This window comes from Kribbella sp. NPDC055110, assembly GCF_053607525.1.
Map to the genome: position 1 here is coordinate 1 of NZ_JBSGTS010000049.1, position 13539 is coordinate 13539.

The 13539-nt window shown below is 69.5% G+C and carries 11 protein-coding genes; 6 read left to right on the plus strand and 5 right to left on the minus strand.

The features are described from left to right. Positions 1–146: 146 nt before the first annotated feature. The 4 genes from ACWF0M_RS37095 to ACWF0M_RS37110 all read left to right on the plus strand — a co-directional run bounded on the left by ACWF0M_RS37095 (position 147) and on the right by ACWF0M_RS37110 (position 2414). Positions 147–980, plus strand: coding sequence for a helix-turn-helix transcriptional regulator (locus tag ACWF0M_RS37095; RefSeq protein WP_452240450.1), 834 nt, complete (start codon positions 147–149; stop codon positions 978–980). 140 nt (positions 981–1120) lie between these two features. Further along, on the plus strand, positions 1121–1717 hold the full coding sequence (locus tag ACWF0M_RS37100) for a hypothetical protein (protein WP_452240451.1): 597 nt from the start codon (positions 1121–1123) through the stop codon (positions 1715–1717). A gap of 29 nt (positions 1718–1746) precedes the next feature. After that, the gene (locus ACWF0M_RS37105; protein ID WP_452240452.1) at positions 1747–1983 is read left to right on the plus strand and encodes a ribbon-helix-helix domain-containing protein; all 237 of its coding nucleotides are present in this window, start codon (positions 1747–1749) and stop codon (positions 1981–1983) included. Continuing rightward, positions 1980–2414 carry a PIN domain-containing protein gene (locus ACWF0M_RS37110; RefSeq protein ID WP_452240453.1) on the plus strand — a complete coding sequence of 145 codons (435 nt, stop codon included), beginning with the start codon at positions 1980–1982 and terminating at the stop codon, positions 2412–2414. Before ACWF0M_RS37105 ends, ACWF0M_RS37110 begins: the two co-directional genes overlap by 4 nt. A 2-nt stretch (positions 2415–2416) precedes the next feature. Here ACWF0M_RS37110 and ACWF0M_RS37115 read toward each other — a convergent pair whose 3' ends face one another. The 3 genes from ACWF0M_RS37115 to lysX all read right to left on the minus strand — a co-directional run bounded on the left by ACWF0M_RS37115 (position 2417) and on the right by lysX (position 7549). Then, complete coding sequence (locus tag ACWF0M_RS37115) at positions 2417–3232, minus strand: alpha/beta fold hydrolase (protein ID WP_452240454.1); 816 nt, start codon at positions 3230–3232, stop codon at positions 2417–2419. A 33-nt stretch (positions 3233–3265) separates the two neighbouring features. Next, positions 3266–4045, minus strand: a complete 780-nt coding sequence (locus ACWF0M_RS37120) for a hypothetical protein (protein WP_452240455.1) — start codon at positions 4043–4045, stop codon at positions 3266–3268. A 177-nt stretch (positions 4046–4222) separates the two neighbouring features. Then, on the minus strand, positions 4223–7549 hold the full coding sequence (lysX, locus tag ACWF0M_RS37125) for a bifunctional lysylphosphatidylglycerol synthetase/lysine--tRNA ligase LysX (RefSeq protein ID WP_452240456.1): 3327 nt from the start codon (positions 7547–7549) through the stop codon (positions 4223–4225). Positions 7550–7688: 139 nt separating this feature from the next. Between lysX and ACWF0M_RS37130 the strand changes: the two genes are divergently transcribed. Continuing rightward, entirely contained in the window at positions 7689–8363 is a 675-nt protein-coding gene (locus tag ACWF0M_RS37130; RefSeq protein WP_452240457.1) for a DUF998 domain-containing protein, read from the plus strand. Next, the gene (locus ACWF0M_RS37135) at positions 8360–9112 is read left to right on the plus strand and encodes an alpha/beta fold hydrolase (RefSeq protein WP_452240458.1); all 753 of its coding nucleotides are present in this window, start codon (positions 8360–8362) and stop codon (positions 9110–9112) included. Before ACWF0M_RS37130 ends, ACWF0M_RS37135 begins: the two co-directional genes overlap by 4 nt. Here the strand turns inward: ACWF0M_RS37135 and ACWF0M_RS37140 are convergent. Then, positions 9105–10334 (minus strand): ROK family transcriptional regulator, encoded by a 1230-nt coding sequence (locus ACWF0M_RS37140; RefSeq protein ID WP_452240459.1) that lies wholly within the window; start codon positions 10332–10334, stop codon positions 9105–9107. The genes ACWF0M_RS37135 and ACWF0M_RS37140 overlap by 8 nt on opposite strands. Before the next feature lie 104 nt (positions 10335–10438). Beyond that, a complete protein-coding gene (locus ACWF0M_RS37145; RefSeq protein WP_452240460.1) occupies positions 10439–13363 on the minus strand; it encodes an ATP-binding protein in 2925 nt (974 codons plus the stop codon). Between the last annotated feature and the right edge of the window lie 176 nt (positions 13364–13539).

Genomic DNA, 13539 nt, shown 5'->3' on the forward strand with positions numbered 1-13539 from the left:
CCACACCGGTTTGGGGAGGCCCGAGCGCCGCGAATTCCTGGGCGTGCGTCGAACCCCGCCGAACTTATGGCACGAACTTCCGACTCGGGACACTAGGCAATGGCAGTACCAGGCTGGTGGGGCCGGGGGCGCGGAATACTGGGGACATGGGCGAGCTCGGCAGGACGTTGCACGCGTGGCGTGATCGGGTGGTGCCCTCGGACGTCGGCCTGCCGGCCGGTGGGAAGCGGCGGGCACCGGGTTTGCGGCGCGAGGAGCTGGCGCTTCTTGCCGGGTTGTCGGTCGACTACATCGTCCGGCTGGAGCAGGGCCGGTCGGACTCGCCGTCGGCGCAGGTACTGACCGCGCTGGCCCGCGCGCTCCGGCTGTCCGATGCCGAGCGCAACCATCTGTTCGTGCTCGCGGGTGAGGTCGAGCCGTCGCCCGGGCGAATCTCGGCGTACATCCCGCCCGGTGTGCAGCGGATCGTGGACCAGTTGGAGGGCGCGCCGCTGTGCGTCACCGACGGCGCGTGGACGGTGATCACCTGGAACCCGATGTTCGCGGCGCTGATCGGCGACCCGTCGCGGTGGCAGGGGCGGTGGCAGCGGAACATCCTCTACCGGCATTTCGTGGCGCCGGGCGACCGCGTCGTGATGACGCCCGAGCAGCAGCAGCACTTCCGGAACGCGATGGTCACCGACCTGCGCGCGTCCCTCGCCCGGTACCCGCGCGATCCGGATCTCAAGGCCTTGATCGACGAGCTTCGGGCCGGGTGCGACGAGTTCGCGCAACTGTGGGACCAGCCGGTCGTCGGCTTCCACCAGAGCGATCGGAAAACGATCCGGCACCCGGAGGTCGGCACCTTCGACATCGACTGCGACGTGCTCACGGTCCCGGGTAGCGACCTGCGCATGGTCGTCTACACCGCCGCCCCCAACACCGAGGCCGCCGAGAAGCTCCGGCTGCTGTCGGTCATCGGCCTGCAGGCCCTGCACTGACTGATCAGCTAACGCACTGCATTCCTACGGTCGCGTAAGCGGTATCGGATTCCCGGAAGGTGACGCTTTGGCGTGGAATTTCTTCCAAGGGCTGTTTGAAACGACTCATCTACCGATACCCTGCGGGACTTGTGAATCCGATGTCTGCCACGGCTTCCCGCCGCCCGCCCTGGCAGAACCCGCGGCGTCGCCGCCAGGCTGCCGCCGGTGCCGGCCTCCTGTTGCTCGGCTACCTTGTGCTGGTCTGCATCGCCCTGCTCGGCGGCCCGCGGATCGGTGCCGGCTTCCTGCCACTACCCGGCGGCGGCCCGCAGCCGGCCCCGCCGATCGCCGGCCCGCAACCAGGCGAGCCGACCCAGAACACCGCCGTACCCCCGCCCGGAACCACCACGTCGACACCCAGCGTGTTCGCAACGCCGTTGCCAACAGCAACTACTCCGAGTGAGACGCAGGTACCGGTCGGTGTCGCCAGTACGCCGTACCCGACGCCCGCTCCAGGCACGCCGACCCCTCAGATCGCCGAAACCACCAATCCCACGATCCCGCCCGCAACCAAGCGACCACCTACCCTCCCGACCGCGCCCCCGACCACCACACCGAGCGACCGCCCCACCACCCCGACCGCACCCCCCACCAGCACCACCCCAACTACCCCACCAACAACACCCAACAACCCGGACAAACCAGGCCGTCTCGGCGGCATCCTCGGCGCCCTACTGGACAAGCTGGGACTGTAACCCGCATGTACGTGTGTTAGGGTTGGTACATGTCGATGAAGCGCACGAACGTGTACGCCGATCCCGAGGATCTGGCGTTGATCAAGGACGCTTCTCGGCGGCGCGGGATTCCGGAGGCGGAAATCATCCGTGAGGGGATCCACCTGGCCGCGATGGCGAACCGGGTGTGGGACGAGGCGCTCGACTGGCCGACCTTCGACGGCGTCGGTGAGCCGGTGACGAAGGACGAGATCCGCGCCGAGGTCGCGCGTCGAACCGACCGGTGATCCTCGTCGCCGACACCTCCGGCATCATCGCGGCCTTCGATCGCAATGCTCCTGAGGGACCGACCTGCAGGGAGCTTCTGCAGGACGCCGGGACTGTGGTCCTGTCGCCACTCGTTCTCGCGGAGGTGGATCATCTCGCCCGCGCCCGGCTCGGTGCGGCAGCGCGTTCGACGATCCTTGAACTCCTGACCACCCAGGTGCGAAGGATGCGCTTCCAGGTGCCGGACATCGGTGCCGAGACCTTGACGGCTGCGCTCGCCGTGATGGGCCGATATGCCGATCTGGATCTCGATCTCGCCGACGCGGTGACAGTCGCGTTGGCTGCCGACTATCGCACCGACGCGGTTCTGACGCTCGATCGGCGTGACTTCCGCGCGCTGCGTCCACTGACCCCGCACAAGGCGTTCCGGCTGTTTCCCGACGACCTCTGAGGTCAGGTGGTGTGGAGGATTGTGGTGGTGATGAGGTTGGGGGCGTCGTTCATGGGGACGTGGCCGCAGTCGAGGAGGGGGATTGTTCGGGCCTGGGGGAGTTGGAGGTGGGCGCGGGCTGCTTGGCGGGGGAGGAGGACGCGGTCGTGGGTGCCCCAGGCGATGGTGACCGGGATGCCGGTGACGTCGCCTGCGAAGGTGAAGCCGGTGCGGGCGTAGGCGGCGACGCGCTCGAAGGCCGGGGCGTCGCGAAGGGCGCGGGTCTCGGCGACGACGGCGTCGGGGTCCCGGCGGTCCGGGCGGTGGTAGATCGCCCCGGTCAGGACGCGGCGGCCGGTGGCCGAGCGGGACAGCCGCCGTACCGCGGATTCCGGCGTACGGCGAGCGGCGCGGCGCAGGTTGGTCAGCAGGTTGAGCGCCCAGGCGTTCTCGCGCGGGGTCCAGAAACCTGCCGGTGACAGTGCGGTGACGGAGCGGGCCACGCCCAGCTGGCCGAGCCGAAGGGCGACCGCGCCGCCCATCGAGTTGCCGACGACGTGCGGACGGTCGAGGTCGAGCGCGGCGCAGAACGCCTCGACGGCGTACGCGAAACTGTCCAGTTCGTTCGGGACATCCGCCGGTACGTCGGGGGACTCGCCGAAGCCGGGAAAGTCGAGCGCGATCACGTCCCGGTGCTCGGCGAGCCGGTCGAGGACCGGGTCGAACGCCTGGCGGTGGTGACCGATGCCGTGCAGCAGGAGCAGCGGATCGCCGGAGCCTTGGCGGTGGTACGCGATCTCGACGCCCGGGACGCCGGCAACGGTCACAGTGGTTCTCATGAACTCATCGTGACACGGCCGATGTCACATACGTCAGTACGCCTCGACCTCGGTGGTGGCGGCGTTGCCGCCCGGGCGGGGCTGGAGGTTGACCTGCCAGGCCTGGTTCTTGCCGAAGGTCTGGTCGAACTTCTTGAACGAGCAGTCCGCCCGGAACCCGCGGTGCTCCGCGACCCAGTCGGTGCCGCTCTTGAAGTAGAGGCGGTACGCGCCGCTGATCCGGTTCACGGTCGATGACTGCGTCGCCCGCAGGTACACCATCACCTGTGGAGTACCTGGTGGCTTGCCGTCGCTGACGATCGAGATCGCGACGTCCTTCGGCGTACCGTTCGTGATCTTGAGCCGCCCCGTCCCCTCCGGATTACGCCGTACCAGGACCTCGCCGTTGTCGGGCCGCACCTGCTCCGGCGCAGGCCCGGGATCGGGCAGTGTCTTGCCGAACGTCAGCTTGAGCCGCTGCAACTGCACGAGCGCGGTGCTGAGGTCGGCACGCAGTTGCCGCTGCACCTTCTGCGAGATGTACGCCGTACCGCCGCAGCGCGCATCCTCCTCGGTCTGGTCCACGGAGCTCGTCAGCCGTGTCGCCGCGACACCGATCCGCTCCTGCAGCAACGCGTGTACGGCGGTCAGCCGGGACGTCACCGTCAGCGCGGACAGCCGGACCGAGACCGTGTTCAGCGACTCCGCGAGCGTGCTCACCGCCTCGCTCAGACCCTCGGCTGTCCGGACGCGGGTCAGCGCCCGCGTCGGCCCGGCCAGCACCTGATCGATCCGGGTCAACTCGGCCTGATAGTCCACCGAAGTCAACGGCACCGATGACGCCGGAACCGGTGTGGCACGACTGGAAGAAGTCGCGACCGGACTCGGCGCAGGCTCCGGCTTCGCACCGCAACCTGCCACCAGAAACAGCCCAGCACAGAGCGCAACCCAGCACTTCATCCCCACCCCAACCCCCAGGTCCCCAACCCGTGAGCTGTCAAGGGTAAGGCATCAGTCCCGTACTGCGGGACGCACGAACGGGAACGCCAAGGTGCTGCGGATGTTCTGGCCGGTGAGCATCATCATGACCCGGTCGACGCCGATGCCGAGGCCGCCGGTCGGAGGCATCGCGTACTCGAGCGCGGACAGGAAGTCCTCGTCGAGTGACATCGCCTCGGGGTCGCCGGCGGCGGCCTTCAGGGACTGTTCGGTGAGCCGCCGGCGCTGCTCGATCGGGTCGACGAGCTCGGAGTACGCCGTACCGATCTCGGCTCCGAACGCGACCAGGTCCCAGCGTTCCGCGAGCCGTGGATTCGTGCGGTGGTTGCGGGTCAGCGGCGACGTCTCGAGCGGGAAGTCGGTGTAGAACGTCGGCAGCGTGGTGTTCGGCTCGACGAGTTCGTCGTACAGCTCCAGGACGAGTTCACCGGCGGACATCTCGAACGTCGTGTGGACGCCGTGTTCCGCGCACAACGCCCGGAGCTGGTCCGCGGGCGTCTCCGAGTCGATCGTCGTACCGGCGGCCAGGCCGACCGCGTCGTGGACGGTGACGACCGGCCAGTCGCCCGAGATGTCGATCTCCTCGCCGTCCCGGCGTACGACGGGCTTGCCGTGCACCGCGGTGGCGGCCTCGATCAGCAGCTCCCGGGTGAGTTCGCGCATCACGTGGTAGTCGGCGTACGGCTGGTAGGCCTCGACCGAGGTGAACTCGGGGTTGTGGGTCGCGTCGGCGCCCTCGTTGCGGAAGTTCCGGTTCAGCTCGAAGACCTTGCCCATCCCGCCGACGCTGAGCCGCTTCAAGAACAGCTCCGGCGCGATCCGCAGGAACAGCTCGGTGTCGTAGGCGTTGATGTGGGTGACGAACGGACGCGCGTTCGCGCCGCCGTGCACCGCCTGCAGCATCGGCGTCTCGACCTCGATGAACCCACGCGCCTCGAAACCGTTGCGCAGGGCCCGTACTGCGGCGCTGCGCTGCTGCATCATCCGCAACGAGTCCGGGTTCATCACCAGGTCGAGGTGGCGCTGCCGGACCCGCGCCTCGGGATCGGTGAACCCCTTCCGCTTGTCGGGCAGCGGGTGCAGGCACTTCGCCGCCATCACCCACGACGTCGCCGCGATCGACAGCTCACCCCGGCGGCTCGTGACGACCTCGCCGGTGACGCTCACGTGGTCGCCGATGTCGACCAGTCGCTGCCACTGGTCCAGCGGTACGTCGCCGCACGACTCGGCTGTCAGCATCACCTGCAACTGGGTGAGCCCGTCCTGCAACTGCGCGAACGCGAGACCGCCGTGGCTCCGCATCCGCATCACCCGGCCGGTCACGGACGCCGTGTGCCCGGTGTGCCGGTCCGGCGGCAGGTTCGGGTACAGCTCCCGGACCCGTTCCAGCGTCTCCGTCCGCGGCACCTCGACCGGGTACGGATCGATGCCCGCAGCAACGAGCTCGGCAAGCTTGGTCCGCCGGATCTGCTCCTGCTCGGTGAGCTTCCGCGTCGGCAACGCCGGCCGCAGCAACTCCTCTTCCTGCTCGTGTACGGCGGTTGCGAACGCGCCACCGTCCGCGGTCATGATCGCGTGCCGCTCCGCCGCCTCGACACTGTCGACGCGGGTCCACGGCCGCGGCGCCGGCAGGAAGCCTTCCGCCGTACCGGCCGCCAGGACGACCTGCGCGAGCGACGCGCCGCGCGAGTAGCACATCAGGCGCGGCGACCAGCGCGGCAAGTACTTCTCGTTCGACTGGTACAGACTCTCCAGTTGCCAGAAGCGTGATCCCGCGGTCAGCAACGCGTTCGTGAGCCGCAGTACCGGTCCCGCGCCGACCCGCTCGGCGTCGCTGAAGATCTCCCGGAACATCGCGAAGTTCAGCGAGATCCGATGCACCCCGAGATCGCCGCACGCGTCGATCAAGGAGGTCACCATGAACTCCATCAACCCGTTCACGGACTCGGGATCGCGCCGCATCAGGTCCAGCGACACACCCCGGACGCCCCACGGGGCGAACGACAACAGCCCGCGGACAACGCCGTCGGCGTCCCGCGCGATCACCATCACGCAGCGCGCGTCGGACGGATCGCCGAGCCGCCCGAGCGCCATCGAGAACCCGCGCTCGGTCCGCGCCCCGCGCCACTTCTCCGCGAGGTGGACGTACTGCGCCAACGTGTCCGGCGACAGGTCTCCGTGCCGCACGACCTCGGCGTGGTACCCGGCCCGCTGGACTCGCGTCACCGCCTGGCGCACCGGTCGCATCGTGCGGCCTTCGAGGGTGAAGTCCGCGACGTCGATGATTGCTTCGTCGCCCATCGACAGTGCGCGGAGGCCTGCGTCGACGTACGCCTGCGCCGCCTCCTCGCTCGCCGACAGGACTGCCGGCGACCACCCGTACCGGCGGGCTTCGGCGAGCCAGCGCTGGATCGCGGCGGGCCAGGCGACCGGGTCGCCGAGCGGATCGCCACTGGCCAGGCTGACGCCGTTCACCACCCGGTACGCGATCGCGGCGTCGTTGCCCGGTGCGAACACGACCGCCTTGTCCCGGCGGGTCGCGAAGTACCCGAGGGAGTCGCGCTCGCCGTGCAGCAGGAGCAGGCGCCGTACTTCGAGTTCCTCGGGCTGGGTCAGGTACCGGACGCGCTGGACCGAGCGCAGGAAGATCCAGAACGCCAGCACCAGTGAGGCCGCCGAGATCGCGCCGACGGTCAGCCCGATCCAGCCGTGGCCCTCGTGACCGCCCATCTTGTTGCGCGACTGGCCGAGGGCGGCGATCACGGCCCAGCCGATCTTCTGCCGTTGCCCGCTGAGCGTGCGCGGGAAGATCTGGGTGAGCGTGACGCTGACCGCAATCGAGATCAGCATGCCGAACACCAGCGCGCCGATCGCGAGCCGTCGGCTACCGGGCGCGAGCCGGGCCGGGAAGGCGCCGCGGATCGTCCACAACAGCGCGACGATCGCGGCGACCACGACGGCCTGGACGATGCCCCACTCGAGGTCCTGCACGCTGGCCGGGCCGAAGTCGCGGAGCAGTTCCGCGTCCGTCGGGTGGGCCAGCCGGACGCTGGTGAACGCGATCCCGGCGACCTGTGCGAGGAACCAGAGCGCCTCGAAGACCCACAGCACCCACAGCAGTGCGGCTCGCTTACCGCGCAGCAATGCGCTGCCGACCACAGCGAGGTAGACGGCGGAGAAGATCGTGTGCCCGGCCGGTATGCCGACGAAGTCGAACGCGAAGTCGACATGCTTGACGAACCTCGGCGCGCCCACGTGCAGCGGAATGGCGAGGAAGGACCACACCGAGGCAAGCACGACGACGCGGCCTACCCAGACCGCGGCTCGGTGCTGCCACACCGGGATCACTGTTGCTTGTTCCGACCGCACCAGCCGATCATCCCATTAGTTCGCTGCGACTTCGGTCGACCTAGCACTACCCCGACAGTACAGCTGACGCCACAGTCAATACTTTGGTTGACATGCGACGGTGTTGGGTATGGCCGCAGTCCCTTACCGCCTGATCCGCAACCTGATGCTTGCCGCAGGCGCGCTCTACTGCAGCCTGCTGCTCGAGGTGGCGGCCGGGTTCCCGTTGGACGTCCATAGCTCGTTCCTGAGTGAGCTGGGGGCGCGAGACCAGTCGACGAGTCTCTACGCGCGTGGGATGGACCTGGCCACGGGCGTGTTGCTGCTGGTCGCCGTACTGCTGGCCAGGCCTGCAGCGCGGGCGCAGCGGGAACTGACCGGTCTGCTGATCAGTAGTGCGGTGTTCGGCGTCGGGACGTTGTTCGACTCGTTCTCGCCGATGGACTGCGCGCCGTCGGCCAGTGCGGCGTGCCGGGCGGCAGAGGCGAACGGCCAGGTCGGAGTGGCGCTGGTGCTCCATGAGGTGACCTCGACCCTCGCAGGTCTCGGCAGCATCGCCATGGGCGTCTTCGCGGTCCTCGTACTCCGGCGCAGTGGTTGGGGTGGACCGTGGGCGAAGGTGGTCGCCGTACTGGCTGGAGCGGTTGCAGTGACGCAGATATGGCTCGGCGTACAGACCGGGAGCGACGTGCTCACGGGCAACGAACTGGACGCCCCAGGCATCCTGCAACGCGTGTCGGTCGCGCTCGTCTGCCTAATGCTGGGGACAGTGCTACCAGCTGTAAGGCACGCTTTATCCCAATGACCGTGACGTGGATCGTCGTGCCTGGGCTGGCTGAGACTCCGGAGGAGTTCAGCCGGCTTGTCGAGCTGCTCCCGGGCGAGGATGTTCGCGTCATCGACCCGTGGTGTACGCCGATCACGTCGGACGTCGACGCGTTGCGGGCGGCTGTCGGCGTACGGCCCGATGCGGAGCTCGGGCTGATCGGACACTCGATCGGTGGACTGGCCGCGCTGCGCTGGGCGCTGACGCGGCCGTTCGAGGTGACCCGGTTGGTCCTGGTCGACAGCAGCCTCACGTCGGAGACGGGATGGCGCGCGTTCTATCCCGGGAAGCGCGGCGACCGGGTGGTTCGCGCGGCGGCGCGGTTCGTCGGGCGGGTCGGCGTACCGCAGCTGTTAGGTCCTGCGGTACGACGGTTGATCGTGCGATTCGGCAGCACGTCGAACCACGACCTGTTGTCGAAAGCAACGGCCAAGGCACGGTACGGCGGGGACACGTCGTGGCTCCTGTTCTGGGACGAGCTCGCGGGCAGCTGGGAGCTGACTGCAGAGGTGGCCAAGCTGGTCGCCGGTCCGGTCGATGCGATCGCTCCGACGTCTCTCCTGGTGGCTACCGGCGGCACGTCCCGCTTCACCGCCAGCCGCTGGCTAGCCGGCCAGCAACGCCTGGCTGACGCCCTGGGCGGCACGGTCGAGGTCCTCTCCGACTCCGCCCACCTGGTCCACCTCGACCGCCCGGACGCCATCGCCGCGGCGGTGCTGGCTAGGTAGTGCTGGTCATTGCCGGGGTCGGCAGTTTGCGTTGCCAGACCTCGTCCAGGGCCATGCGCATGGCTCCGGTGACTACGGCGTCCTCGGCCAGGGCGGAGAGCTCCAGCTTGGGGTGGTTGAGGGTGAGCAGGCGTAGCTGGTCTGAGATGGCGTCCAGGAGTACGGCGCCGGCGCGGGCTACACCGCCGCCGATTACCACCGCAGTTGGGTCCAGCACGAGTACGGACGGTGCCAGCGCGCGGGCGAACGTGCGGGCGACCTGCTGTACGACGGCCTGCGCCACCGGGTCACGCTCCGCTGCGGCGGCGAACACGTCTGCGGTGTCCAGCTGCTCTCCGCCCAGCTCGGCCAGACGCGACTGCGGGTTGTCCAGCGCGGCCTGACGACCCAGCGCGGCGATCGCCTCCGAGCCGACCGCACGCTCCAGCGGGCCGCGGCTGTCCTCCGGGTTGATCACGTCGTCCGTGTCGGTGGCGATGAAGCCGATCTCACCGGCCGCCCCGGTGCCACGGTGCAACCGGCCATCGATGACGATGCCCGCACCGAGCCGCTCACCCCACTGGACCGCCAGCAGCGTGCCGGTGCCACCGCGTGCGGCAGCGATCGCCAGCGCGGCCAGGTTGGCGTCGTTGTCCAGCATGACCGGGCAGTCGAGCAGACCGCGGACATGCTTGATCAGGTCGATCGCCGACCAGCCAGGCACACTCGGGACCAGCTGGACGCGGCCGGTGTGCTCGTCGACGATGCCCGGGCTCGCCGCGACCACGGCGGCGATGTCCTCGGCCGGCACCTCGGCCTCTGCCAGCGCCTCGTTGATGACTTCACCGATGACGCCGAGCAGCTCCTGCGCGGTCCATCCGGGTCCAGAGCGACGTACCAGCGCCAGCTTGCGGCCGGCCAGGTCCGAGACGCCGACGGTGACCCGGTGCGGGCCGACGTCGAGTCCGAGCACCGGCGCGGCGCGGCCACGCAGCGAGACGCGGATGGCCGGGCGGCCGAGCGAGCGGTCCGCGGAGTCGGGGCCGTGCTGCTGCAGCCAGCCGGCGTCGAGGAGCTCGTCGACGGCCTGGGCGACCGTCGGCCTGGCCAGACCGGTGCGCTCGACCAGCTCGGCGACGCGCAACGGTGCGGGCGCGGACCGGCGTACCGCGTCCAGGACCGCGGCCACGTTGATCCGCCGCAGCATCGTCGTACCGCCGCCGCCGACCGTTCCCTTGCTCATGTCCGACCCCTTGCCTGCCACCCGCACAGTATAGATAGCGAGCGTTCGTAAATACTGTCCATTGACCACACCGATTGGCGGATACCGGTGCGTGAGTCGACAACTTAGTCCTGAAGTACGGTCCGGGCGAAACTGCTCAGCGCCTCCCGGTCCGGTTGCTGCGTCTTGGTCATCAGGCTGGCCACGTGCTTCTCGACGGTTCGCGGCGAGATGTGCAGGCGGGACGCGATCGACTTGTTGCCGATCCGGTCCACCAGCAACCGGCACACCTCGTACTCGCGGGTGGTGACGCCCATCTGCCTCAGGTACGCCGGAACCTGTTCCGAACCGCTCCGTCGCTGTGACACTGTCGCACCGAGCTGCCGCATCAGGCTGCGACACGCACTCGCCACTGCCTGGATATCCGCGTTGTGGAAGTAGTCCTCCGCCTGCCGCAACCAGGCGACCGGATCACCCCACCCGTCCGCGTGGGCCGGCTCGGCGACCAGCCGCAGCCCGAGGTGACGTGCCATCGGGTACAGCGAGGCGGTCTCCATCGCCTCCAGCATCTTGGCGTCGGCCTCCTCGACCCGGCCGTCGCGTCCGAGCAGCACGGCGTACGCCAGCTGGACGAACTGCTTGTTCCACCGCATGCCACTGGCAGCAGTCGCAGTGACCGCCTCGAAGTGCGCCCAGCCGTTTCGCCCGGACAGGACACCGAGTAGCAGGCCCAGCCCGCTTTTGCCTGTCAGGTGCAGGGTGGTCGGGTTCTGAGCGTCGAACGCCAGCGCCTGCGCCAGATCGGAGTCGGCCAGTTCGCGGTTCTCCTCCAGCAACGCGCAGAACGCCCGCGCCAGCCCGTAGGAGTACGGCAGCTCGTACGACGCCCGCTCACCGCCCCAGTTCGCAACCTCGGCCAGGGTCGCCTCCATCGCGGACCGCCGGCCCTGGTGCGCTTCCAGCACTGCCTTGATGGTCAGGAAGTAGGTCGCGGGCCGGCCCATCCGCAGGCGCCGGGTGACCTCCACGCCCTCGGCGATGATCTCGGCGGCCCGCGCGTACTCGGATCGCAGGATCGCTTGCTGGCCGCGGATGCTGTCCACCTCGTACATCAGTGGGATCGCGCCGATCCGCAGCGCCTGCTGCCGGGCCCGCTCGAGCTCGACGATGCTGCCGTTCGCGAGGACGATGGTGCCGGCCTGGAAGAACTGCGAGGTGACTCGCTGGAACGTCATCCCGTGGTCCTCGGCGATCTGACGGGCCCGATGGAAGTAGTCGATCGACCGGTCGAGGTCGTGCTCGCGGGCCAGGATCCCCAGTAGTTGCAGGGCCTCGCAGGCCACCTCGGGCAGCTCCGCGCGTTCGGCCGCCGCGGCCGCGCGGGTGGCCAGCTCGGTCGCGGCCTGGATCCGCCGGGGACTCTGACGGGCGAGCTCGAGGTTCGCGGCGACACCGTCGACCGGCGCGAGGTCGGCGTCCTCCGGATCCGTGCCGAGCAACGAGCGGGCCGCCACGACGTGGTCGAGCGCGACCGCCGAGCGACCCGCCATCATCTCGGCGTTCGCGAGCTGAACGTGCAGCGCGGCGAGCTTGCGGCTGTCGAGGTTGCGGTCGGCCAACTCGTCGACGGTCGCGGTGTGCGCGGCGATGTGCTCGAAGCCTCCGGTCGCACTGAGCGCGAGCAGCAGCGAGCCGAGCACCTCGGCCCGGTGGCCGATGTCGAGATCGGCTGCCAGCAAGGTGTTCGCGCGGTCCAGCAGGTTGGCCGCCGACCCGGTCGAGCCCTCGTCGAACGACCGCCGTCCGGCGAGGGCGAACAACCGGCCGGCGCGGATCGTGTCGCCGCCGGACTCGGCGAGTTCGGCGACCATCGGGCACCACTCGCCCGGCAGACCGGGATGCAGTTCCTCGACCGCGTCCGCGCAGCGCCGGGCCAAGTCCGAGCGCTCGGTCGGCGTCAGGCCCGCGAGCAGCGATTCGGCGGTCAGCGGATGCCGGAACGCGTACCAGTCCGGGGCCGGCTCGTCCGGTCCGACCAACTGCGCGGCGACGCCGGCCCGAAGCGTTGCCAGCAGCAAACGTTCGTCGGTTCCCGTCGCCTTGCGGACGACGCTCAGCGGGAACCGGTGCCCGATGACAGCCGCCAGCACGAGGATGTCCCGCGATTGCGGACCGAGCTGCGCCGTCCGGCTGCTGATACTGCGCACCACCGCGGGCGGGACGCTCGTCTGCAGGTCGTCGACCACCTGCACGCTGCCGTCCGGCGCGGACACCAACTGCCCGCTGCGGTTCGCCTCCTGCAGCAGTTCCTCGACGATGAAAGGGATTCCGGCGCTGTCGCTCCAGAGCTGGTCCGCCAGCTGCTCCGGCACACCGTCGACCGACACCTCCAGACAGCCTGCGGCGAGCTCCGCCACCTCGCTCCGGTCCAACGGGCGCAGCTCGATCAGCTCGGCCGTACCGCGCTGGGCCGACAGCTGCGCCAGTTCGTACGCCGCGCAGGTCTCGGAGCGCATCGTCGCCACCAGGGCGATCGGCTGGTCGTCCAGATTGTCGAGCAGGTACTCGATCACGGCCAGCGTCTCCGGGTCGGAGCCGTGCAGATCCTCGAGAACCAGCAGACAACTGTGGTCCCGGCCCACCAGAGCCAGCAGCCGCAGCACTGCCTCACCGAGTACGACCGGTGACGCAGCAGTGTCGTGTGCGCTGCCGTCGTCCCAGTCCGGCACCAGCCGGCCGAGAACGTGCCGGTACGGGCCGAGGCTCTCCGTCGTAGGCATCTCGCCACGCCGGATCAACGAGAGCAGAGCCTCGCTGAACGGGCGGAACGCGACCATTGTCCCGATCGCGCCGACGCGTCCGCGCAGCGTCGTCATACCGGCGTCGAGGGCCTGGGAGGTGGCGGTGGCGGCCAGTCGGCTCTTGCCGATCCCGGGCTCGCCGACCAGGAAGATCGCACCACCCTGACCGCCGCGGGCTCCGGCCAGCAGGCGGTGAAGGCTCTCGATCTCCCGGTCTCTGCCGACCACCGTAGGCGAACGGGTCTGCATGGTTGCCAACCTTAACGATTGATGGTTGTCAGCGCAGGCAGTTCGGCCGGTGGCCGGCCGCCTCCCGCGGCGGCCCGCCCCAAAGAGAAACCGTGGCGGGGGGCGGGAAAGCGCCAAGTGCGGAAGAACGGGGGCCCGGAGGGCCACCCGGGGGGGCCCGAGCCGCGGCGGCCGCC

Coding starts and splice junctions, on each gene's coding strand:
- ACWF0M_RS37135 (WP_452240458.1), top strand. CDS start 8,360: ATGACCGTGACGTGGATCGTCGTGCCTGGGCTGGCTGAGACTCCGGAG.
- ACWF0M_RS37105 (WP_452240452.1), top strand. CDS start 1,747: ATGTCGATGAAGCGCACGAACGTGTACGCCGATCCCGAGGATCTGGCG.
- ACWF0M_RS37100 (WP_452240451.1), top strand. CDS start 1,121: ATGTCTGCCACGGCTTCCCGCCGCCCGCCCTGGCAGAACCCGCGGCGT.
- ACWF0M_RS37115 (WP_452240454.1), bottom strand. CDS start 3,232: ATGAGAACCACTGTGACCGTTGCCGGCGTCCCGGGCGTCGAGATCGCG.
- ACWF0M_RS37140 (WP_452240459.1), bottom strand. CDS start 10,334: ATGAGCAAGGGAACGGTCGGCGGCGGCGGTACGACGATGCTGCGGCGG.
- ACWF0M_RS37095 (WP_452240450.1), top strand. CDS start 147: ATGGGCGAGCTCGGCAGGACGTTGCACGCGTGGCGTGATCGGGTGGTG.
- ACWF0M_RS37145 (WP_452240460.1), bottom strand. CDS start 13,363: ATGCAGACCCGTTCGCCTACGGTGGTCGGCAGAGACCGGGAGATCGAG.
- ACWF0M_RS37130 (WP_452240457.1), top strand. CDS start 7,689: ATGGCCGCAGTCCCTTACCGCCTGATCCGCAACCTGATGCTTGCCGCA.